A 21975-nucleotide genomic window follows, 5' to 3' on the forward strand; every position below is an offset into this window, starting at 1 on the left:
GCGACGGACATTCGCCCCCCCGAAGGAAATCCAGCACCTCCTAGCGTGACTTTCTTTATTATTCGAAAATAACCGAAATGTAATTGGGACCATTCACCGGGTGGCTCGGTGTTTTCGACTTATGAAGAGACCTGAAAATTGCTGCATGGTTCATAGAGTCTTCTGGTTTTTTCTGCCGCGCCGCGGCGCCTCGGGCATGAGGCGCTCCGCGCTTGCCAGGATGTTGTCGGCGAGCGCGCGGGCGGCCTCCTGGCGCGATTGCCCGCCAATGACGACGAACTCGATCGTCCCGAGCGGAGGCAGCGCATCGCGCGGCTCGACCTCGGCGAGGCCCTGCGGGATCAGGCGGGCCGAATGCGCGGTGATGCCAAGCCCCGCTACCGTCGCCGCGCGCAGGCCCGCAAGGCTGCCGCTGGTACAGGCGACGCGCCAGGCCCGCCCTGCCCGCTCCAGCGTCTCGATGGCATGGACGCGCGTTATGCTCGGCGGCGGATAGAGCACGAGCGGCACGACCGGCTGCTCGGCCAGCCCCGCGCCCGGCCGGCCGGCCCAGACGAGGCGCTCCTGCCAGGCGACCTCGCCGCGCGCGTCGCCCTTGCGGCGCTTGGCGAAGATCATGTCGAGATCCCCGGCGTCATATTGCTCGTAGAGCAGGCCGCTCAGGCCCACCGTCAGCTCCAGGTCCACCGCATGGTGCTGCATCGCGAAGGCGGCCAGGATGTCCGGCAGCACCGTATAAGCGAAATCCTCGGAGACCCCGAGCCGAAGCCGCCCGCGCAGGGTCGAGCCCGCGAGATGGCGTTCGATCCGCTGGCCCGCTTCCAGCGCCTGCCGCGCGAAGGGCAGGATGGCGTCCCCGTCCGGCGTCGGCCGCACCTCGTGCGTGTCGCGCACCAGCAGGCGCCTTCCGAGCCGCTTCTCCAGCCGCGCGACATGCTGGCTGACGGAGGATTGGCGTAAGCCGAGCCGACGCGCCGCTTCGGTGAAGCTCAGCGTCTCGCAGACCTTCAGGAAGCTCTGCAGCAGGACGGGATCGAGCGGCTTCTGAGCTGAATCATTGATCATCATGATCCATGATAGCCGATATCGCTGCCAGTCGGGATCAAAATGAGCGTGGAAAGGATTACAAGGCGCAATCTCACCTGAAGGATCGCCAATGCTCCGCCGCACGCTTGCCCGCTTCGGGATCGACCCCTATCTGATCGCACTCATGGCGACGGTCGCGATCGCGGCCGTGTTCCCCGCCCATGGCGCCGGCGCGGAGATCGCGAGCGATGCCGTCTCGATCGCGGTCGCCCTGCTGTTCTTCCTTTATGGCGCAAGGCTCTCGCCGCAGGCCGTCTGGGAAGGCCTGCTGCACTGGCGCCTGCAATCGCTGGTCTTCGCCAGCACCTATGTGCTGTTCCCGCTGCTGGGGCTGCTGCTCACCCGCGTCTTCGGCAGCTTCCTGCCCTCCGAACTGATCGCAGGCCTGATCTTCGTCTGCATCCTGCCCTCGACCGTGCAGTCCTCGATCGCCTTCACCTCGATCGCGCGGGGCAATGTCGCAGCGGCCCTGTGCAGCGCCTCGGTTTCCAACCTGTTCGGCATGGTGCTGACGCCGCTGCTCGTGGTGCTGCTGCTCAACGCGAAGGGCGGCGGCTTCAGCACGCGTGCCGTCGAGAGCATCGCGTTGCAGCTCCTGTTGCCCTTCGTCATCGGGCAGTTGCTGCGCCGCTGGATCGGCCCCTTCCTGCAGCGCCACAAGTCGCCGATCTCGCTGGTCGATCGCGGCTCCATCCTGCTCGTCGTCTATGCCGCGTTCAGCGAGGGCATGGTCGCCGGCATCTGGTCACAGGTCACGCTTGCCGATCTCGGCCTCGTCATCGCCCTCGATGTCGTCCTGCTCGCCGCAGTGCTGGCGATCACCACCTTTGTCAGCCGCCGGCTCGGCTTCTCGAAGGAGGATGAGATCGCCATCGTCTTCTGCGGTTCGAAGAAGAGCATGGCGAGCGGCATCCCGATGGCGAACATCCTGTTCCCCGGCCAGGCGCTCGGCCTGATCGTGCTGCCGCTGATGCTGTTCCATCAGGCCCAGCTCTTCGCCTGCGCGATCCTGGCCCAGCGCTATGCGCGCCGGCCACCGCTGCAGAAGGCGGGAGCGCTCGCTGGGCCCGTGCCGGCTCCCGCGAAGGCCTGAGCCCCGTCGACCTGATTTTTGATCCCTGCGGGAACAGCGCAGGGCTCTTCGCGGTTGTCCTTCTGCGCGGCCAGGCCGGCGCCCTCTCAACCAGGATTCCCCGATCCGCATCGGGGAGCGATCATGGAGGCGAGACATGCAGCAGGACGACAAGACCCAGCACGAGATCCGGAAGATCGCCTATGCGCTCTGGATCAAGGACGGGCAGCCCGATGGTCGCGATCGCGAGCACTGGGAAGCCGCCAAGGAAATCTGGGCCTTCCGCAGCCACAACCACGTCCTCGACGATGCCGACGATCCTGCCGGAGCGACGAAGAAGCCTCGGCAGGCATCCGGCGCGGCCTGATCATCAAACCCGCGCGATCCGGCACCATGGGTCGCGGGAACGACGCTGATCTCAGGGACAGACATACCCGTTCGCGTCGGGCTGGCAGCGTGCGCCGGTCGGCAACACCAGCGCGCCGCGTTCGCGCTTCACATAGTCGCCGTTCGGCAGGGTGAAGCCGCCGGTATAGTCCGGCGTGACGCGCGTCCCGTCGGGCAGCGCGAGTTGCGCCCCGTCGCGGACGATGCGCTTGGCAGGGCCGGCCGCGCTCTGCTGGACAGGCTGGGGCCGGGATGAAACGCAGCCGGCGGCCAGAACGGCAACCAGGCTGGCGACAATCGAAATCCTGATCATGCGCCCATCTTTGCCCGCCGGGCAGGAGACCGCAACCCCATCGGCGAGCGGGGCCGGCCCTACGCCTTTCGCAAACCCCGTGGATCGGATGGTCCGAACCACAGGATCGCAGCCCCCAGAGCGGCGATCCACCAGCCCTGCCACGCTCCGTGACCGACAACGGAAATCGCGAAGGCCGCCGCGAACAGGGACAGGCGCGGCGCCATCTCCGATGTCGGCAGCCGCCGCAGCCTGAGCAGCAGAAGCAAGCCTGCCAGGGTGAGAAGACCTGCACCGGTCACGCCCGTCTCGGCCCAGGCCTGGAGCGGCATGTCGTGGGGATGGCCGACGGCGAGCAATTGCCGATGCTCCGGCGCGACCAGCTTGGCCAGGGGATGCAGCTGCATGGTGGCCGAAGTGCCGAACCCTGCCCCGAATAACGGGCTGGCCCGGACCAGCTCGCCGAAGCTTACCCAGATATCGATGCGCGCCTGCCCGGTCATCACCGCGAAGCGGTTGAGGATCTGGGACGGCAGCCAGTTCGTCGCGGCGATGCCGAGCATCGGGGCCATCGCCATCGTGACGACGAAGGCCGCGGCGACCGCAGCCATCGTCAAGCGCGGCAGACAGGCCGCCAGAAGCCAGCAGATCACGCAGACGGCAACGCCAAGGCGTGCCGAGGCGCTTTCCGATTTCAGGGCCAGGGCGGCAACAGCAAACGCCAGCACGACGGCGAGGAGACGGTCAGACCGACGCGCCTCCGGCAATCCCCATAAGCCATGGACGACCGGTACCGCCAGAACGAGCGCCGTGATCGCCGGGCGGTTGAAGACGAAGCTGGCCATCTTGCCGATGCCGAGCGCGGCCCGCTGCGACAGACCGGAAGCGAGTTCGACGATCGACAGCACACAGGCCAGGATGATCGCAAGCGCAAGCGCCCGCAGCCAGACCGGTCGCGGCCCGAACCGGCCGGACGCGGCAATGGCGAGCGCCAGGCCGGCAGGCAGCACAAGCTCTCCCCACATCTTGAGAGATGCGATCCGGTCATGGCTCCACAGGATCGAGACGAGCGCCCAGACCAGAAAGGCGGTGAGGCTCAAGCCGAGCGGCGTCCCCAGCAGGCCGCGCAAGCGCGCGGGCATGTCTCCCGCGCGAGGTGTCATCGCCGCGGCAATGACGAAGGCTGCCGCAGCGACCCCGAGCATCAGCGGAGCCGACCGGTTCGCGAGCCACATCGCCAGCGGCAAAAGCACGAGGACCACATGACCAGTGGTCGACAGCCAAAGGGCCGCCCCCGCACGCGGCGCGGCTTCGGCACGGTCGGGGCGAGAGATCTGGCTCATGGAGCTTGGCTCTATGCGATCACCCCGGCTTTCGCCAGAGATTCGCGAAACGGACTGCGAGGCGTTGGCTGCTGCCCCTGCCCCCGGTCGCTCAATCTTACGGAATCGGAACGCACGCGCCGAGCCGAACCATCATGCCGGCCGGACATGCCTTCGCGCCGCTCGGCTGCTGGATCGGCCGCACGGACTCGCAGCAGGCGCCCCGCACGACATAGCCGCTCGGGCAGCCGCCGGACATCTCCATCCGGTCCTTGCCGTCCCGCGTCGGACGGCACGAGCCCGCGGCGAGCGCGCTCCCGGCGGCGCCCAGGGCGGCAACCGCAACCAGCGCGGCGATGGCGGCATATCTTGCCATGGTCGGTGACCTCCGGTTGCGATGGCCCGTCCAGAATCGGGGGACGCCGATCCGTTCGTCGCCATATCGTTTCAGGCTTGGCATCCGGCGCCGTCAAGTGCCGGGAGCCGCGAGCAGGCCACTTCCGGCAAGGCCCGCCCACGCCCCCCGTGCGGGCTGGACGGCTCGCAAAATGCAGTCCCGGCAGTCCAAACCTGCGATGGTTGGCTAACAGCCATCGGTCCTCGCCGTGCCAGATTTCAGCTTGTACAGGCAGAATTGGTTCTATATTGGTCTATATAACGATACACATAGGGCGCGGCAGGCGGGGAGCATCCTGAACGGTGCAAAGCGAGGAATTCGTTTCAGTGGCGATCGACCGCCCCGCAGCGACGACCCGCGCGGCCGGACCGGTTTGGCGCGTGATCTCGCAGGCCAGCGAGAAGGGCAGCGCCGCCTATAACGAGGATATCGCCGGTGCGGCCGGTTCCTGCGCCTGGATCATCGACGGCTCGGCCTTCTTCACCGGCGCGGCCCGGACCACCGAGGAATCGGAGGGAGCTTGGCTCGTCCGGCGGATCGACGCGATCCTGCGCGCGAACCCTCCTGAGGATCTGACCTTCCCGGCCTGGGTCGAAGGGCTCGAACGGCAGTTGCAGCAGGACTATGCGGCGCTGGGCAAAGGGCATCCGGAGCGCGAGGCGGGCGAAGGACCTTCCGCCGTGCTCGGACTCATCCGGCTCATCGGCGACGGACAGACCTGCCGCGTCGAAGCGGCAGTGATCGGCGACGTCTCGGTCCTGATCCAGGACGGCGACCGGGTCGAGCGCTGGACCGATCCCTCCAGCAGCCCTTTCGAGGCACAGACCATCGCGGCGGCAACCGCCGACGGACATCTTCCCGGCGAGGTGATCTCGCCGAAAGCTCTGGCGCAGATCCTGCGCAACCGGCGCTCGCTCAATCGGCCGGGCGGCTACTGGGCAATCAATCCGGGCCTGAGCTGGACAGCCGGCCTGCGCCTGTTTTCGGGAAACATTTCGCCCGGAGCGACCATCCTGCTGGCGTCCGACGGCTTCATGCGGCTCGTCGATGTCATCGCGCATCACGACGACCGCGGATTGATGGATGCGGTGAAGCGCATGGGGGCGGATGGCGCCATCGCCGAACTGCGCCAGCTGGAAAGCGCGGATCCGGAAGCGGAGCGCTACAGGCGCGTCAAGATCCATGACGATGCGACCGTTCTGGTCGTGTCGCCGGAGTTGCCCGGCAACGCGATCGGAAAGTCGTCATAAGGCGACCAGAACAACGAGGGAGAGTGAAGATGTTGGCCGGAATCCAGACCAAATCCATCGTCAGGCGCACGCTTGGCAAGCTGGCGCTGACGCTGTTCGCCGCCGCGACCGCATTCGCAGCGCCGGCAAAGGCGGAAGACCTCACCCTGTGGAGCTGGCGCCAGGAAGACAAGGCGGCCTATGCCAAGTTCATCGCCGCCTTCCGCAAGCAGCATCCCGATATCAACGTGAAGTTCGAGGCCTTCGAGGCGGCGAACTACAACACCGTGCTGTCGACCGCACTTGCCGGCGGTACGGGGCCGGACATCGTCCAGGTGCGCGCCTATGGCACGCTCGGCGTCGGCAAGCCGGATTATCTCGTGCCGCTCGACAAGGCGATGATCCCGGAATTCGCGAACTTCCCGGATTCGGCGATCGCGGCCGAGACGATGCGGGCTGACGGCAAGCTCTATGCGGTGCCGCTCGCCTCGCAGACCATGCTGATCATCTACAACAAGGAATTGTTCGAGAAGGCCGGCGTCACGCCGCCGAACACCTGGGACGAGCTCGTCAGCGTCTCCAAGACGCTGAAGGAGAAGGGCATCAATCCCTTCGGCAACGGCACGGCGACGGCCTGGCAGAACGAGACCATCGTCGGCGCCCTGCTCTCCTCGCAGATCGGCAAGCAGTTCGAGCAGGATGTGCTCGCCGGCAAGGCCGATTTCACCGATGCCCGCTTCGTCAGCGCTCTGACCAAGCTCAACGAGATCAAGGATTATTTCGCGCCGAACTTCTCGGGTGTCGACTATGCCGCCTCGCAGCAGCTCTTCGCCGCCGGCCGGGCCGCGATGTTCGCGGGCGGCTCCTTCGAGATCGCCAATTTCCTGCGCCAGAACCCGAAGCTGAAGCTCGGCCTCTTCCCCTCGCCCGTCGCCAAGGCCGGGGATCCGCGGCTGGTCGCGCTCTATTATGACGGCGGCTTCGCCATCAATGCGGCCTCGAAGAACAAGGACGCGGCGCTGAAGTTCCTGCGCTTCATCGGCACGTCCGAATTCGGCACGGCCTTCTCGAACGACCTGCAGAACATCTCGCCGATCAAGGGCGTGGCCTTCGAGAACCCGCTGCTCAAGGAGGTTGCGACGCTGAACCAGAGCGCGATGTCCTACATCATGCTGGTCAATTTCCGCTATCAGGAGCCGACCGGCTCGGTGCTGCTGCAATCGGGCGTGCAGAAGATGCTTGCCGGCAAGGCGACCCCGGCCGAGATCGGCGCCGAGATCACGAAGGGCATGGCGACCTACTACGCGCCCTTCAAGAAGTGATCCCGGCGCACTGATTTTACACAGAACCCCGCCGTCATCCCGGACAAGTGGCGAAGCCGCGCCGATCCGGGATCCATCGTAGAGCGCAGAGCCTTGTGATGGATCCTGGGTCAGGCCCGGGATGACGGCGCGTTTCCGCCGCCAATCAACCGCCGCTCGCCTCCCCGGCGCATCCCAAGGGCCAGAGCCGATGCAGACGGACTACAAGAACCGCGAGAGGCGCAAGCGCGCGGCCTGGATCGCCTTCCTGATCGTGCCGCCGCTCGCGATGATGCTGACCTTCGTGGTCTGGCCGCTGCTGTCAGCCCTGAGCGCGGCCTTCTATCGCTGGGACGGCATGGCTCAGGGCGAGTTCATCGGCCTCAAGAACTTCGCCGACGTGCTGTTCGGCGATCATTTCGCGGCCCTGACCTGGCGCGCCTTCCGCCATAACCTCTTCGTCTTCTTCGCGCTGTTCGTGGTGCAGAACAGCGTCGGCTTCCTGCTCGCCTGGTTCATCTATCGCGAGCCGTTCGGCTTCCGCTTCCACCGCATCGCGATCTTCATGCCGGTGATCCTGTCGACCGTGCTGGTCGGCTTCCTGTGGAAGTTGTTCCTCGATCCGAATTTCGGGTTGATCAATCAGTTCCTCGACATGGTCGGGCTAGGCCAACTGCGCCAGCCCTGGCTCGGCCAGGAGACCACGGCGCTGCCGGCGCTCGTCCTCGCCAATGCCTGGCATTGGGTCGGTTTTCCGGCGCTGGTCTATCTCGCCGGCATGCAGCGCATCCCCCGCGAGATCCTCGAGGCCGCCAAGCTCGACGGCTGCAATGGCTGGCAGATGCTGACCCGCGTGGTCTGGCCGCTGGTCACACCCTCGACCACGATCACGCTGACGCTGCTCTTCATCGGCGCCTTCAACTGGTTCGAACTGCCCTATATCATGGCGGGTCTCGACGGCTCGCCCTATGGCTCGACCGACGTGCTCGGCCTGTATTTCTACCGCACCGCCTTCGGCAACCAGAGCGCCGGCCTGCAGGATTTCGGCCACGGCAACGCGCTGGCCGTGCTGATGTTCATGTTCATCGCGGTGGTTGCGACCGTCATCACCCAGTATCTGCGCCGGCGGGAGATCGCGCTGTGACCTCCCACGCCGCAACCAACGATCCGCTCTTCCCGCGCAGCAGCGCGGGGAGCCTGATCGCCGCCGCCCTGCTCATCGGCAACACCGTGCTGATGCTCTATCCGATCGTCATCATGGTCTTCTCGGCCTTCAAGACGACGGCCGAGATCTTCGACGCACCATTCTCCCTGCCGGACTTCACCTATGTCGAGAATTTCGCGCGGATCTGGGGCGAGACCAGCCTGCCCGGCTATTTCGTCAATTCCGTCATCATCACCGGAACCTCGATCCTGCTGACGCTGGTCCTCGGCACGATGGGCGCCTATGGCCTGGCGCGCTACAGCTTCCCCGGCAATTCGGCGATCTTCATGTTCTTCCTGGCCGGGCTGATGCTGCCGCTCAAGCTCGCGGTGATCCCGCTCTTCCTGCAGATGCGTGATTTCGGATTGCTCGACACTCGGCTCGGCCTGATCCTGATCTACACGGCGATGGGTCTGCCCTCGACCATTTTCATCATGACCGGCTTCCTGCGCACCTTGCCGGTCGAGCTGGAGGAGGCCGCCCGCATCGACGGCGCCTCCGAGCCGCGCATCATGTTCTCGATCATGTTGCCGCTCTCGATCCCGCCGATGGTGATCGCCGCGATCCAGAACGCGGTGCCGACCTGGAACGACTTCTTCTTCCCGCTGGTCTTCATCCAGACCGATGCCCGCAAGACCCTGCCGCAGGGCCTCTCGGTGTTCATGGGTGAGTACACCACCGACTGGGGCATGCTCTTCGCCGGCCTCACCATTGCGGCGCTGCCGCTGACCCTCGTCTACATCCTGATGTCGCGCCAGTTCATCCGCGGCATGACCGCCGGAGCGGTGAAGTGACAGCAGAGCCCCTGATCCCCCGTCGCAGCCTCGCCGTCTCCTGCCAGGCGCGGGCCGACAATCCCCTGCACGGCCCCGCCTTCATGGCAGCGATGGCGCAGGCCGCCGAACAGGGCGGCGCGCTGGCGCTGCGCGCCAACGGTCCCACCGACATCGCCGCGATCCGCGCTGTCAGCCGCCTGCCGATCATCGGCATCCTCAAGCGCTGGGACGACCGCTTCCCGGTCTACATCACGCCGGACTTCGTCAGCGCCGCAGCGATCGCCGCGGCCGGCGCCGACATCATTGCGCTCGACGCGACGGACAGGCTGCGCGACGGCGAGCCGCTGGACCGGCTGATCGCGCGGATCCGCGACGAATTGGGCAAGCCGGTCTTCGCCGATTGCGCGACGCTGGAGGATGGCGTGCGCGCCGCCGCGCTGGGCGCGAGCTACATCGCGACGACGCTCTCCGGCTATACGCCCGAGACGGAAGCGCGAAAGGCGCTCGGCCCCGACATCGCCCTGATCGAGGCCCTCGCCAGGGCGGTTTCCGTACCGATCGTAGCCGAAGGGCGCTTCGAGCAACCGGAGCAACTCGAGACCGCCTTCGCCGCCGGCGCGCATGCGGTCGTGGTCGGCACGGCGATCACCAATCCCCGCGAGATCACCCGCCGCTTCGCCCACCATGCCGGCGCCTGACGACAGTCTCGGCCTCGGCATCGAGACCGGCGGCACCGGCTCGCGCTGGTGCCTGTCCGCCCCCTCGGGCGTGATTCTGGCGCGCGGCGAGATGGAGCCGATGACCGGCCATGTCTTCACGCAGGCAGAGCGCGACCGGGTTTCCGGTATCTTCACACGGCTGGCTTCCGAGCTTGCCGGCATCGGCAGGCCGTCAGCCATCATCGCGGGCGTCACCGGCCTCGGACCGGAGAGTGCCGTACGGGCTGTCTTCTGCGCAATTCTGGCCACAGCGTTCGGCTGCCCCGAGGAGAAAATCCTCGTGGTCGACGACATGTGGCTCGGTTACCGCGCCCGCTTCGCGCCGGGCGAAGGCATCATCGTCTATTCGGGCACAGGCTCGATCGGCTACCACCTCGCCGCCGACGGCGACATCATCCGCGCCGGCGGGCGCGGCGTGCTGATCGACGATGGCGGCTCCGCCACCTGGATCGCGGCCGAGGCCTTGCGCCGGCTGCTGCGCCGCGAGGACGAGGCGCCCGGCGCCGGCTGGGAAAGCGCCCTGGGTCATGCGCTCGCGCAGGCGCTCGGCGGAGCGTCATGGGATGCGGTGCGCACCCATGTCTATGGCGGCGACCGCGGCAGCCTCGGATTGCTCGCGCGGGCTGTCGCCACGGCGGGAGACGCTGGCGATACACTGGCCGCGGAAATCTTCACGCAAGCCGGCGAGGAACTGGCACGGCTCGCGCTGGCGTTGAGGGCGCGGGTGGGTTCCAGGCCCGTCGCCCTCTGTGGCCGCGCCGCGACATTGTCGCCCCTGATCGCGCAGCGCTTCCAGGCGCTCGTGACGCCGCCCGCCAGATTGGATGCGGCGCAAGTCGACGTGCCCGCCTGTGCGGCAGGCCTCGCCTGCGAGTTGGCACGATCTGACGAGAACCGGCGTTGAAAGCGTCCTGATTGTTCTCGGAACCACTCCGTCATCCCGGGCTTGACCCGGGATCCATCGGAGAGCTCCGGAGCTCTACGATGGATCCCGGATCGGCGCTGCTGCGCAGCTTGTCCGGGATGACGGCGTAGTTATGCGGGTGATCAGGAGCGAGAAAGGACAAGTATGGCGACCGTCTATTTCGTCACTCATCCGGAAGTGGTCGTCGACCCGCTGGTTCCCGTTCCGGACTGGGGCCTCTCCGCCATCGGCTGGAAGCGCATCGAAGCCTTCTGCCAGCGGCCGGAGCTGGCTGATGTGACCGACGTCTTCACCAGCGACGAGCGCAAGGCGATGGATTGCGCCGAGGCTTTACAGCGCGCTTGGGGTCTGCCCTTCACCACGCGCGAAGACCTGCGCGAGAACGACCGCTCGGCCACCGGCTATGTCGCGCCGCCGCGCTTCTGGGAGATCGTCGACCAGTTCTTCGGGCAGCCGGATACGAGCATCCTCGGCTGGGAGACGGCGCGAGCAGCGCAGGCGCGGATCAAGGTCGGCGTCGCTGCCTGCATTGCGGCCCGACGCGGCACGGGGGATCTCATGATCTTCGCCCATGGCGGCGTCGGCACATTGCTGCTGAGCGATCTCCGCGGCGAGCCGATCTCGCGCAAACACGGCCAACCCATCGCCGGAGGAGGCTGCTATTTCGCCTTCGATATGGCGGGCCGGGCGCTGCACCACGGCTGGCGCGACATCGTCCCCGAGGGGGCCGGCGCCGGGTCTTAGAGCCTGCTTTATTTTCGTGGAAACAACTCGTCATCCCGGACAAGCCGCGATAGCGGCGCCGATCCGGGATCCATCGGAGGGCGCGGCGCTCTACGATGGATTCCGGGTCGAGCCCGGAATGACGAAGTGTTTCCGCGGGAAATCAGCACGCTCTAACCCCGTGGCCGCACCAGCGAGAGCGCCCCGGCGATCGCGTCGCTCTTCACATGGCTTAGCCGCCGCCTGACATCCGGCGCGAGCCAGGCTTCCATCGCCGAGGACAGGCCACCGATCAGCGCGACACGCGGCACGGCGCGCTCGAACAATGTGCGCACCATCGCGTCGATCATCGCGGCGGCGTTCTGCATGATCATGCGAGCATGGGAATCGCCGAGATCGGCATGGCGCAGCACCAGCGGCGCCAGCGTCGCGTAGTCGGTGGCATGGGCCTTGTCCATCCAGGCGACGACCTCGAACGGATCGGCCTGGAAGCGCGCCAGCACGTCCTGCGTGAAGCGCGTCGCCGGCTCGCGCCCGTCATGGGCGCGCAGCGAGACGCGGATGGCTGCGAGGCCGAGATCGGCGCCGCTACCCTCGTCGCCGATCGGAAAGCCGTAGCCACCGATCCGCAATTCCTCGCCATTCACGCGCGCAAGCCCGATCGAGCCCGTGCCGATGATGACGATGCCGCCATCCTCGCCGTCATGCGCGCCAAGGCAGGCGGCGAGCCCGTCGCTCTCGAACACGGTCTGTGCAAAGGGCGAGGCCCACGCGGCAAGGTCCTCGCGGATACCCTTGCGCCCGATGCCGGCGAGGCAGATGCCGGCCCGAACCCGCGCGAAATCGGTTTCGGTCAGTCCGGCCTCGGCGATGGCGCCGCGCGCCGCCTGCATCACGGACGCGAGCGAGGCTTCGAGCCCGAGCCGGAGCGAGGCCGGGCCGGCGATGCCGGAGCCCAGCACCTCGCCCGCCGCGGTTTCGAGACGGCAGCGGCAGCCGGTGCCGCCGCCATCGACGCCGAGGTAGAGATCCGCCGGCGCGTTCATGCCGGGACCCGCTCGATATCGGCGCCGCAGCGCTTGAGCTTGCGGTCGAGCGCCTCATAGCCGCGGTCGAGATGGTAGATGCGGCTGACCACGGTCTCGCCCTCGGCGACGAGCCCGGCCAGCACGAGGCTGACCGAAGCGCGCAGGTCGGTCGCCATTACCGGCGCCGCCTTCAGGCTGGCGACGCCGCGCACGGTCGCGCTGGTGCCCTTCAGCGTGATGTCGGCGCCGAGCCGGACCAGTTCCGGCACATGCATGAAGCGGTTCTCGAACACCGTCTCGCGGATCAGAGAGGTGCCGTCCGCTACGCTCATCAACGCCATGAACTGTGCCTGCAGATCGGTCGAGAAACCGGGATAGGCCTGGGTCATGATGTCGATGCCAGTGAGCCGGCCCGGGCGCGTCACCATCAGGCCGCGATCGCTCGGCCAGAGCCTGACGCCGGCCGCCTCAAGCGCCTCACCGACCGCCGCGAGATGTTCGAGCCGCGCGCCGACCAGTTCGAGTTCGCCGCCAGTGATCGCAGCGGCGACCGCATAGGTGCCGGCCTCGATCCGGTCGGCGACGATCTCATGGGTCGCGGGCGACAGGCTCTGCGCGCCCTGGACCAGCAGGCGATGGCTGCCGATGCCCTCGATCCTCACGCCCATCGCAGTCAGGCAGCGCGCGAGGTCGAGCACCTCCGGCTCCTTGGCGGCGTTGACGATCTCGGTTTCGCCCTTGGCGAGGCTCGCCGCCAACAGCGCCGTCTCGGTCGCCCCGACCGAGGAGAAGGGGAAGACGATCCGCGCGCCGCTCAGGCCGCGTGGCGCCTTGGCCTCGATATAGCCGCCGGCCACATTGATCTCGGCGCCGAGCGCTTCGAGCGCCTTGAGATGGAGGTCGACCGGCCGCGCCCCGATGGCGCAGCCGCCCGGCAACGAGACGCGCGCCTGCCCGAACCGCGCCACCAGTGGCCCAAGCACCAGGATGGTCGCACGCATCTTGCGGACGATGTCGTAGCTTGCCTCGCGCGGCCCGGCCTGGGCCGCGTCCAGCGTCAGCGCATCGGCGCCCTTTCCCGAGAACACGACGCCATAGCCTTCGAGCAAAGCCTGCATCGTCTTGACGTCGACGACATCGGGCAGGTTGCGCAGCGTCAATGGCTTGTCCGAGAGCAGGGCCGCGGCGAAGGCCGGCAGGGCCGCGTTCTTCGCGCCACGGATATCGACCGTGCCGGACAGCCTCTGGCCGCCGCGGATCAGGAGTTTGTCCATCAGCGGGTTTCCTTTGACCGACGCGAGCCCTCATCCTGAGGAGCGATCGCAGATCGCGTCTCGAAGGATGTTCCAGCGCGTACTGGAGCATCCTTCGAGACGGCCCTGCGGGCCTCCTCAGGATGAGGGCTGGTGTGCTGTTGGCGTGTCATCGGCTTCTCATAGCGCAGGAAGCGGTGCAGCGCGCCGGCGAACTCCCGCTCGTAATCACGCGTGACCTGCCAGCCGGCGCGTTCATAGAAGCGCCGCGCGCCCTGATTGGCGGCGAAGACTTCGAGCGATCGGGCGCCATGGGCCTCAGCATAGGCGAGCAATGCAGCACCGTGGCCAAGGCCCGTCTCGCTCGCGAAGAGCATGGCGATGTGCCCGTCCTTGACCAGCAGCACGCCGCGCACGCCGTCCGCGTCGAGAATGGTCAATTCCGCCAGCTCGCGGGCAAAGCGCGCTTCGAAATGCGCTCTGTCGAACCCGAGCGCAGCATCGCCGATGATCGGGTGGAAATGCGTGGCGTAGGCCCGCGCCATCAGTGCGGCAGCAGGCACGATATCGGCCTGGACCGCCCTGCGGATGATCACGACTGGCCCCGGAGCCGCGGATCGAGTTCGTCGCGCAGGGCGTCGCCGAGCAGGTTGAAGCCAAGCGAGAGCAGGAGGATGCCGAGCCCGGCGAAGATCGCGTTCCAGGGCGAGAGCAGCACGAAATTGCGCCCTTCCGCCAGCATCAGGCCGAGCGAAGGCGTCGGCGGCTGGGTGCCGAGCCCGAGGAAGGAGAGCGAGGCCTCGACCAGGATCGCGGCCGAGAGCAGGAGCGAGCTCTGCACCAGGATGACCGAGGCGAGGTTGGGCAGGATATGGCGCAGCATGATCCTGAGATCCGTCGCGCCGATCGAGCGGATGCCGGCGACGAAATCGCTCTCGACCAGCACCATGGCCGGCCCGCGGATCAGGCGCGCGAAGATCGGCACATAGACCACGGCGATGGCGATCGCAGCGCTCTCCGTGCGCGGACCGAGCATGGCGATGATGCCGATCGCCAGCAGCATCACCGGGAAGGCGAAGAGGATGTCCATCGCCCGCATGATGATGCGGTCCCACCAGCCGCGATAGAAGGCGGCGAGCAGGCCGAGGCTGCCGCCGATCACGAGCGCGAGCCCGACCGCGATGCCGCAGGCGATCAGCGCCGTGCGATAGCCGTAGAGGATGCGCGACAGGATATCGCGGCCGAGGTGGTCGGTGCCGAGCCAATGCGCGACGCTCGGTCCTCTCATGCGTGCGACGATGTCCTGCGCCAGCGGGTCATAGGGCGCGATCAGCGGCGCAGCGAGCGCGAGCACGATCTGCAGGACGACGAAGATGCCGGCGACGACGGCGATGCGGCGGCTCTGGCTCATGACGCGGTCCTGAGCCTGGGGTCGATCAGCGCATAGGCGAAATCGACGAGCGCGTTGACCAGCACGAAGCCGACGGTGACGACGAGGATCGTGGCTTGGACCAGCGGATAGTTGCGCTCGGCGATGGCGCCGAGGATCAGGCGGCCGAGGCCGGGGATCGAGAAGACCTGCTCGACCACGATCGCACCGCCGAGCAGATAGCCGGTCATGATGCCGACGCTGGTCACGAAGGGGATCAGCGCGTTGCGCAGGGCATGCCGGTAGAGCACGGCCCGCTCGCCCAGCCCCTTGGCGCGGGCGGTGCGGATATAGTCCTGGCCGAGCGCATCGAGCATCGCGGTGCGCACCAGCCGCGAGAGATTGGCGAGGATCGGCAGCGCCAGCGCGATCGCGGGCAGCAGCAGACGCTGGAGATTGCCGAGCGGGTCCTCGCTGAACGGCACATAGCCGAGCGAGGCGAAGCTCGGCGCCAGCGTCGCAACCGCGATCAGCATGACGATGCCGAGCCAGAAAGAGGGTATGGTGAGCCCGGCGATGGCGCCGACGCGCAGCACGAGATCGGCCCGCCCTCCCCGCCAATGCGCCATCAGGCAGCCGACCGGGATCGCAAGCCCCGCGCCCAGCACGAGCGAGAACAGAGTGAGTTGGAGCGTCGGCCAGATCTGGGCGGCGATCTCCTGCATCACCGGCCGGCCGGTCCAGATCGAGGTGCCGAAATCGCCCCGCAGGACATGACTGAGCCAGACCCAGTATTGCTCCAGCAAGGGCCGGTCGAGCCCGAGCGCGCCGCGCATCGCGGCGACGCGTTCGGGCGTCACCTCGGTATTGGCGCCGAGCATGATCGCCACCGCGTCGCCCGGGATCAGCCGGATCATCAGGAAGACGATCACGGAAATCCCGAACAGCACGATCACGAGGTCGAGGCTGCGCTGCAGCAGGTGACGGAGCATGCCTCGACCTAGAGGCTGCTATGGGCTGTGGAAGCGATTTGACGCGAGCGATTTTGCGCGAATGCAAGGAGTTCAAGGACGCAAGCCTTCCGGCTTGCTACGAAGAACGACACGGCAGTCGCGCAAAAGCGCCGCGCCCTTCGGGTGAGGTGAAAACGCTGGAGCTGCAGCGTCGCACCGCTTGCCGATACGGACGTATCGGCCGCGCGATGCTCCTCCCATCTCCAGCGTTTTGACCTCATCAAATCGTTTCCACAGCCCATAGCAGCCTCTTTGCTCCAATCAGCGCAGGCTGGCGCGGCCGAGCGAGACCAGCGAGCGGTTGGCGTAGATGTCGTAGCCCTGCAGGTTGCTGCGCACCGCGCTGAACAGCGTGGGATAGGCGATATGCGCCGCCGGCCCCGTGCAGCCGAGGATCTTCTGCGCGTCGCGATAAGCGGCCTGGCGCGCCGGCTTGTCCAGCGTCGAGCGCCCCTTGTCGAGCAGCATGTCGAGCTCGGGGTTGCTGTACTTGAAGACATTGGTCGAGCCGCCGGTGCGGAAGGCGCGATAGAAATAATCGTCCGGCTCGATGCTGCCGGCATTGGTAGAGGCGAAGAGGTCGAAATTCGAGTTGCGCCAGTCCTGCACGAACTGGCCGAGTTCGGGGTTCTTCAGCTCCACCTTGAAGCCGGCCTTGCCGAGCTGCTGCTGCACCACCTGCGCGATGTCGCGGATGTCCTGCCGCGGCAGCACGGTCATGCTCACCGCGATCGGCGTCGCGACGCCGGCCTCCTTGAGCAGTGCCTGGGCCTTGGCCGGGTCATAGGCGTAGCAGGGCAGGTCCTTCACATCGACAGCCCAGTCCTTCAGCACGGCCGGGAGCGGGGCCGCCGGCGCGCCGCTGCCGAACAGCGCCGCGTCGATGATCTCCTTGCGGTTCAGCGCATAGTTCAGGGCTTCGCGCACCTTCGCATTGTCGAAGGGGGGCTTCGACGTGTTCATGCCGATCAGCGTGTAGGCGAGCTCCGTCGTCTCCTGCATCGCGACATTCGGTTTGCCCTTGAGCTGGAGCGCGGTCGCCGCATCGATATGCGGCAGCAGCGCGAACTGGCCATTGCCGATGCCGACCTGACGGGTCGCGGCTTCCGGCACGAAGTTGAACTTCACCCCCGCGAGCTTGACCTCGGCGGCGTTCCAGTAGCCGGCATGCTTGGCGAGGCGGATGAAGCCGTTCGGCTGCCATTCCTCGAATTTGAACGGGCCGGTGCCGACAGGCGCGCGCTGCAATGCGTCCTTGTTACCCTCGAGTCCGCGCGGCACGATGGCGATGCCGGTGAGCGAGGCCAGCAGCGGCGCCGAGGGCTCCTTGAGCTTCAGTTCCAGCGTGGTCGCATCGACGGCGGTCGCGCTTTCCATCGCGGAGAGGCGGCTGGCGAGCGGCGAACCGACATCCTTCGACAGCACGCGGCGCAGCGACGAGGCGACATCCTCCGCCTCCATCGGCTTGCCGTCATGGAAGGTGACGCCGGGGCGCAGCTTGAAGGTCACCGTCTTGCCGTCGGCCGAGGCAGTCCAGGACTGGGCGAGTCCCGGAATGATGTTGAGATTCTTGTCGAGCGCGGTGAGCCCCTCGTAGATCGGGCCGAGCACGATCTGGGACGAGGCGAAGGCGGTGACGATATGCGGATCGAGACCGGCGGGCGAAGCCTCGACGGCGACTTCGAGCACCTGGGCCGAAGCGGTGCCCGCGAGGAGCGCGAAGGCGGCCGCAGCAACGCTGCAACGCAGGGCGCGACGCAGCCCGGAACCCTGTTTCACGACACGAAGCATGACACCCCTCCTGTTTGTGATTGACGGCGCCTGTTCCGACGCTCGCATGAACCCGATCGCATATGGACCACTTACGGACCAATCTGGACAAGGCTTAGCCGATCGCCTAGAGCCGGTGCAAGCCTCGAAGCAGCGACTCCGGGGGTTTACAGGGGCGAAATGACGATGCGTGACCTGGACAAGCCCGTATTGACCGCGATCGGCGTGATCAGCGGCACTTCGATGGATGCGATCGACGTCTCGATCGTCGAGAGCGACGGGCGCGAGCGGCTGAGCTTCGGCGCCGGCGCGGGCTATCCCTATCCGCCCGAGACCCGCCGCCAGTTGCAGGCGCTGGTCGCCGAGGCCGAGCGCGCCGTCACCGAGCCGCTCGTGGAACTCGAAGCCGCCGTGACTGCCGCCCATCTCGATGCGATCAGGCGCTTCATGGCCGAACAGGGGATTAAGCCCGAAAGCGTCGATCTCGTCGGCCTGCACGGCCAGACCGTCTATCACCGCCCCGAGATCCGCTTCACCCGCCAGCTGATCGACGGCCCCGCCGTGGCGCAGGCGCTCGGCATCCCGACGGTCGACCGCTTCCGCCATGCCGATGTCGAGGCCGGCGGCGAAGGCGCGCCCTTCGCGCCGCTCTATCACCGCGCGCTCGCCCAGGGGCTGGAGCAGCCGGTGATGGTGCTGAACCTCGGCGGCGTCGGCAATGTCACCTATATCGACGGCGACGAGGTGATCGCCTTCGACACCGGCCCGGCCAGCGCGATCCTCGACGATTTCGTCCTGCGCCGCCTCGGCAAGACCTATGACGCCGACGGCGCATTGGCCGCGAGCGGCACGGTGCGCGAGGATCTCGTCGCCGAGTTCATGGTCAATCCCTATTTCGACCGGCCGGCGCCCAAGTCGCTGGACCGCAACGATTTCCACCGCCGCGCCCAGGTGGTCGAAGCGCTCTCCGATGCCGATGGCGCCGCGACGCTCGCGGCCTTCACGGTGGAGAGCGTGGTCGACGCACTCCGGCATGTGCCGAAGGCGCCGCAGCGCTGGCTCGTCACCGGTGGCGGGCGACTGAACGGCCATTTCATGCGCCGTCTGCACGAGCGTCTCGGCGTTCCCGTCGAGCCGGTCGAGGCGGCCGGCTGGGCCGGCGACGTCATCGAGGCGCAGACCTTCGGTTATCTTGCGATCCGCTCGGTGAAGGGCCTGGCCCTCAGCCTGCCCGGCACGACCGGCGTGCCGCACCCCCTGACCGGCGGGCGATTGAACCTGCCGGGCTAGACCTTACTTCATTTTCTCAGAACCAAGACGTCATCCCGGACAAGCGGCGAAGCCGCGCCGATCCGGGATCCATCATAGAGTTCCGGAGCCCTCCGATGGATCCCGGGGCAAGCCCGGAATGACGAAGTGGTTCCCCGTAAAATCGGCAGGCACTAACGCTTGAGCAGCCAGCAGGCGCCGATGATCAAGGCGGCGCCAATCATGGCCTGCGGCGTCGGCATCTCCGAAAAGAAGACGAGGCCGATCAGGATCGCCCAGATCAGCCCGGTATATTCGACCGCGACCAGGCGGCTCGCCTCGCCGCGCGCGAAGGCCAGCGCCAGCGCGATATGGCCGGCAAGACCCAACGCCCCGATCAGAATGAAGGCTGGCCAATCGGCTGACGCGACCGGCGCCCAGAACAGCACCGCCGGCAAGGCGAGGATGGCCGCGGGGATCGCCGACTGGAACAGCGCGATCGTCAGCGGCGGATCGCCCCGCTTTGCCCTCTGGCGCAGCAGCACGACGGAGAGCGCATAGGCCACGGCACAACCGAGTACGGCCGCGATACCGAGCGCCCGCTCCGGTGCGATCGCCCTGAGGCTGAAGCCGCCGGCCGTAACCATGACACCAGTGAAACCGAGCGCCAGCGCGAGATAAACCAGCGGCCTCGGCCGCTCGCCAAGCAGCGGGATGGCGATCAGCGCGACTAGCAGCGGCGCGATGAAGGAGATGATGAAGACCTCCGCCAGCGGCAGAACGGAAAGCCCGTAGAAGAAGCCAAGCGTCGACAGCGCGACCAGGACGCCGCGCAGCAGGTTGCCGGTGATGACGCCGCGATCCGGCAGCGGCGCGCGCAGCACGAGGAACAGCAGGCCGCCCATCGTCGCCGTCACGGCGAAGCGCAGGAAGGTGAGGTGCAAGGCGCTGTAGCGCGGCGAAAGCTCCTTCACGACACCGTCCATCGCCGTCAGCAGGGCGATGCCCACAAGGCCCAGCAGGAAGGGAGGGACGGCGGCTGTGAGGCGGACGGGAAGCGAAATCTGCGGTTCTGGCTGCGACATGGCTTCCCTGTCCGCTTCCGGCTTGCTACTGGGCTAAAGTGGACTTAATTTGGTCTGGTCACAAGAGGCAGTTCATGGCGACGGAAGATGTCAGCGCACGCTTTCAGGATCTCGATGCCTGGGGCGATCTCGATATCCTGAAAGCGCTCTACGAGGGCCAGCTCGCGGCGGTGGCCGCGATCGCGACCTCGCTGCCCTCCATCGCGGAGGCCGTCGCGGCCGCCGTGCCGCGGCTCGAGGCTGGCGGGCGCCTGATCTATGCCGGCGCCGGAACCTCCGGGCGTATCGGCGTCCAGGACGGCGCCGAGCTGACCCCGACCTTCGACTGGCCGGAAGAACGCCTCGGCTTCGCCATCGCCGGTGGCGACGAGGCGATCCTGCACGCGGTCGAGAATGCCGAGGATTCGGTCGATGACGGCACCGAGGCGATGCGCCGGGCGGAGATCGGCCCGAACGACGTCGTCATCGGCCTCGCCGCCAGCGGCCGCACGCCCTATACGCTCGCGGCGATCCATGAGGCCAAGACGCGCGGCGCGCTGACGCTCGGCGTCGCCAACAACCGCGGCTCGGCCCTGCTGCACGCTGCCGAGATCGGCATCCTGATCGAGACCGGCGAGGAAGTCGTCGCCGGCTCGACCCGGATGAAGGCCGGCACCGCCCAGAAGATCGTGCTCAACCTGTTCTCGACCCTGCTGATGATCCGGCTGGGCCGGGTCTATCGCGGGCTGATGGTCCATATGCGGGCGACCAACGCCAAGCTCAGGCATCGCGCGGCCGAGATGGTCGACATGATCACCGGCTGCGGCCTGGAGGCGGCGGCCCGGCATCTCGACCGCGCCCGTGGCGACGTGAAGCGGGCAGCCTTACTGGCCAGCGGCGCCGATATCGCCATCGCCGAGACCTTGCTCACCCGCCATCGCGGCAATCTGCGCCTCGCCCTCGTCGAGCTCGGCTCGGGGGCGACGGACAAGGCTCCGGCCGCATCCAGGGCGGCGCCGTGAGCGAGACCTCTCCCGGACGTGGCTCGCGGCGTCCGCGTGAGGCCGCCTCGGGAACCGCGCTCGAGGCAATGCCGGTCAAGCAGCAGGCGATCCTGCAGGCGCTGGCCGGCGACGACCCGACGCCGCGCTATCTCAGGCTCGCCGGCGCGCTGGCGCGGTTGATCGAGAGCGACGTCTTCCAGCCGGGCGACGCCGTGCCCTCGGAGCGCGATCTGGCGCAGCTCACCGGCTATGCCCGCGTCACCGTGCGCAACGCCATCGACGAGCTGATCCGTAGCGGCACGCTCTCGCGCCGGCATGGCTCGGGAACCTTCGTCGCCTCGCGCATCGAGCAGCCGCTCTCGGTGCTGGCGAGCTTCTCGACCGATATCGAGAATCGCGGCGGCCGGCCCGGCTCGGTCTGGCTGTCCCGGGAACTGGCGCGGCCGAAGCCGCAGGAATCGATGGCGCTCGGCCTCGGCCTCAGCGACAGCGTCGTGCGCCTGACCCGCGTCAGGACGGCCGATGGCGAACCTCTGGCGATCGAATGCGCGGTCGTGCCCGCGAGCATCCTGCCCTCGCCGGACCTGATCGAGATGTCGCTCTATGCCGCCCTCGCGCGGCAGGGCGCGGTGCCCGCTCATGGCGTGCAGCGCATTCATGCCGGCCTCGCCACCGCCGAAGAGGCCAAGCATCTTGGCGTGCCACCCGGCAGCGCCCTGCTCCGGATCGAGCGGCGGGCCTTCCTCGCCAACGGCAAGCCGGTCGAGTTCACGGTCTCCGCCTATCGCGGCGA

Annotated in this window: 23 protein-coding genes; 12 read left to right on the forward strand and 11 right to left on the reverse strand. The window is 67.4% G+C overall.

Annotated features, from left to right (window positions below):
* Positions 1–150: 150 nt before the first annotated feature.
* On the reverse strand, positions 151–1068 hold the full coding sequence (locus tag Q0Q02_RS18750) for a LysR family transcriptional regulator (protein ID WP_293811645.1): 918 nt from the start codon (positions 1066–1068) through the stop codon (positions 151–153).
* An 88-nt stretch (positions 1069–1156) separates the two neighbouring features.
* On the opposite strand from Q0Q02_RS18750, the gene Q0Q02_RS18755 reads away from it, so the two are divergent.
* Positions 1157–2179 (forward strand): bile acid:sodium symporter family protein, encoded by a 1023-nt coding sequence (locus tag Q0Q02_RS18755; RefSeq protein WP_293811647.1) that lies wholly within the window; start codon positions 1157–1159, stop codon positions 2177–2179.
* Positions 2180–2315: 136 nt separating this feature from the next.
* Positions 2316–2525 carry a DUF2934 domain-containing protein gene (locus Q0Q02_RS18760; protein WP_293811649.1) on the forward strand — a complete coding sequence of 70 codons (210 nt, stop codon included), beginning with the start codon at positions 2316–2318 and terminating at the stop codon, positions 2523–2525.
* A 51-nt stretch (positions 2526–2576) separates the two neighbouring features.
* Here Q0Q02_RS18760 and Q0Q02_RS18765 read toward each other — a convergent pair whose 3' ends face one another.
* The 3 genes from Q0Q02_RS18765 to Q0Q02_RS18775 form a co-directional block, all read right to left on the reverse strand.
* A complete protein-coding gene (locus Q0Q02_RS18765; protein WP_293811651.1) occupies positions 2577–2858 on the reverse strand; it encodes a hypothetical protein in 282 nt (93 codons plus the stop codon).
* A gap of 59 nt (positions 2859–2917) precedes the next feature.
* The gene (locus tag Q0Q02_RS18770; RefSeq protein WP_293811653.1) at positions 2918–4180 is read right to left on the reverse strand and encodes an O-antigen ligase; all 1263 of its coding nucleotides are present in this window, start codon (positions 4178–4180) and stop codon (positions 2918–2920) included.
* 97 nt (positions 4181–4277) lie between these two features.
* Positions 4278–4535, reverse strand: a complete 258-nt coding sequence (locus Q0Q02_RS18775) for a hypothetical protein (RefSeq protein ID WP_293811655.1) — start codon at positions 4533–4535, stop codon at positions 4278–4280.
* 347 nt (positions 4536–4882) lie between these two features.
* Between Q0Q02_RS18775 and Q0Q02_RS18780 the strand changes: the two genes are divergently transcribed.
* The 7 genes from Q0Q02_RS18780 (at position 4883) to Q0Q02_RS18810 (ending at position 11454) form a co-directional block, all read left to right on the forward strand.
* Positions 4883–5806 carry a hypothetical protein gene (locus Q0Q02_RS18780; protein WP_293811657.1) on the forward strand — a complete coding sequence of 308 codons (924 nt, stop codon included), beginning with the start codon at positions 4883–4885 and terminating at the stop codon, positions 5804–5806.
* Between the two features lie 29 nt (positions 5807–5835).
* Entirely contained in the window at positions 5836–7107 is a 1272-nt protein-coding gene (locus tag Q0Q02_RS18785; RefSeq protein WP_293811659.1) for an extracellular solute-binding protein, read from the forward strand.
* 190 nt (positions 7108–7297) lie between these two features.
* The gene (locus tag Q0Q02_RS18790; RefSeq protein ID WP_293811661.1) at positions 7298–8230 is read left to right on the forward strand and encodes a carbohydrate ABC transporter permease; all 933 of its coding nucleotides are present in this window, start codon (positions 7298–7300) and stop codon (positions 8228–8230) included.
* Positions 8227–9084 carry a carbohydrate ABC transporter permease gene (locus tag Q0Q02_RS18795; RefSeq protein WP_293811663.1) on the forward strand — a complete coding sequence of 286 codons (858 nt, stop codon included), beginning with the start codon at positions 8227–8229 and terminating at the stop codon, positions 9082–9084. Before Q0Q02_RS18790 ends, Q0Q02_RS18795 begins: the two co-directional genes overlap by 4 nt.
* Positions 9081–9764 carry a putative N-acetylmannosamine-6-phosphate 2-epimerase gene (locus Q0Q02_RS18800; protein WP_293811665.1) on the forward strand — a complete coding sequence of 228 codons (684 nt, stop codon included), beginning with the start codon at positions 9081–9083 and terminating at the stop codon, positions 9762–9764. Before Q0Q02_RS18795 ends, Q0Q02_RS18800 begins: the two co-directional genes overlap by 4 nt.
* The gene (locus Q0Q02_RS18805; RefSeq protein ID WP_293811667.1) at positions 9751–10689 is read left to right on the forward strand and encodes an N-acetylglucosamine kinase; all 939 of its coding nucleotides are present in this window, start codon (positions 9751–9753) and stop codon (positions 10687–10689) included. Before Q0Q02_RS18800 ends, Q0Q02_RS18805 begins: the two co-directional genes overlap by 14 nt.
* A gap of 165 nt (positions 10690–10854) precedes the next feature.
* The gene (locus Q0Q02_RS18810) at positions 10855–11454 is read left to right on the forward strand and encodes a histidine phosphatase family protein (protein ID WP_293811669.1); all 600 of its coding nucleotides are present in this window, start codon (positions 10855–10857) and stop codon (positions 11452–11454) included.
* A 152-nt stretch (positions 11455–11606) separates the two neighbouring features.
* On the opposite strand, the gene Q0Q02_RS18815 is transcribed toward Q0Q02_RS18810, so the two are convergent.
* The 6 genes from Q0Q02_RS18815 to Q0Q02_RS18840 form a co-directional block, all read right to left on the reverse strand.
* Entirely contained in the window at positions 11607–12479 is an 873-nt protein-coding gene (locus Q0Q02_RS18815) for a BadF/BadG/BcrA/BcrD ATPase family protein (protein WP_293811671.1), read from the reverse strand.
* Entirely contained in the window at positions 12476–13735 is a 1260-nt protein-coding gene (gene murA, locus Q0Q02_RS18820) for a UDP-N-acetylglucosamine 1-carboxyvinyltransferase (protein WP_293811672.1), read from the reverse strand. The genes Q0Q02_RS18815 and murA overlap by 4 nt, the downstream gene beginning before the upstream one ends.
* Positions 13735–14310: a GNAT family N-acetyltransferase gene (locus Q0Q02_RS18825; protein ID WP_293811674.1), complete on the reverse strand. Its 576-nt coding sequence runs from the start codon at positions 14308–14310 to the stop codon at positions 13735–13737. The genes murA and Q0Q02_RS18825 overlap by 1 nt, the downstream gene beginning before the upstream one ends.
* Complete coding sequence (locus Q0Q02_RS18830) at positions 14307–15125, reverse strand: ABC transporter permease (RefSeq protein ID WP_293811676.1); 819 nt, start codon at positions 15123–15125, stop codon at positions 14307–14309. The genes Q0Q02_RS18825 and Q0Q02_RS18830 overlap by 4 nt, the downstream gene beginning before the upstream one ends.
* Complete coding sequence (locus tag Q0Q02_RS18835; protein WP_293811678.1) at positions 15122–16075, reverse strand: ABC transporter permease; 954 nt, start codon at positions 16073–16075, stop codon at positions 15122–15124. The genes Q0Q02_RS18830 and Q0Q02_RS18835 overlap by 4 nt, the downstream gene beginning before the upstream one ends.
* Before the next feature lie 282 nt (positions 16076–16357).
* On the reverse strand, positions 16358–17887 hold the full coding sequence (locus tag Q0Q02_RS18840) for an ABC transporter substrate-binding protein (protein ID WP_293811680.1): 1530 nt from the start codon (positions 17885–17887) through the stop codon (positions 16358–16360).
* Between the two features lie 165 nt (positions 17888–18052).
* Between Q0Q02_RS18840 and Q0Q02_RS18845 the strand changes: the two genes are divergently transcribed.
* The gene (locus Q0Q02_RS18845; RefSeq protein ID WP_293811681.1) at positions 18053–19156 is read left to right on the forward strand and encodes an anhydro-N-acetylmuramic acid kinase; all 1104 of its coding nucleotides are present in this window, start codon (positions 18053–18055) and stop codon (positions 19154–19156) included.
* 152 nt (positions 19157–19308) lie between these two features.
* On the opposite strand, the gene Q0Q02_RS18850 is transcribed toward Q0Q02_RS18845, so the two are convergent.
* On the reverse strand, positions 19309–20199 hold the full coding sequence (locus tag Q0Q02_RS18850; protein WP_293811683.1) for a DMT family transporter: 891 nt from the start codon (positions 20197–20199) through the stop codon (positions 19309–19311).
* 74 nt (positions 20200–20273) lie between these two features.
* On the opposite strand from Q0Q02_RS18850, the gene Q0Q02_RS18855 reads away from it, so the two are divergent.
* Positions 20274–21200 carry an N-acetylmuramic acid 6-phosphate etherase gene (locus tag Q0Q02_RS18855; RefSeq protein ID WP_293811685.1) on the forward strand — a complete coding sequence of 309 codons (927 nt, stop codon included), beginning with the start codon at positions 20274–20276 and terminating at the stop codon, positions 21198–21200.
* Positions 21197–21975, forward strand: a 779-nt coding sequence (locus tag Q0Q02_RS18860) for a GntR family transcriptional regulator (protein ID WP_293811687.1), incomplete at its 3' end; no start/stop codon positions are given. The genes Q0Q02_RS18855 and Q0Q02_RS18860, both read left to right, overlap by 4 nt.

The sequence above is a fragment of the uncultured Allobosea sp. genome, from assembly GCF_945956895.1.
Taxonomy (GTDB): domain Bacteria; phylum Pseudomonadota; class Alphaproteobacteria; order Rhizobiales; family Beijerinckiaceae; genus Allobosea.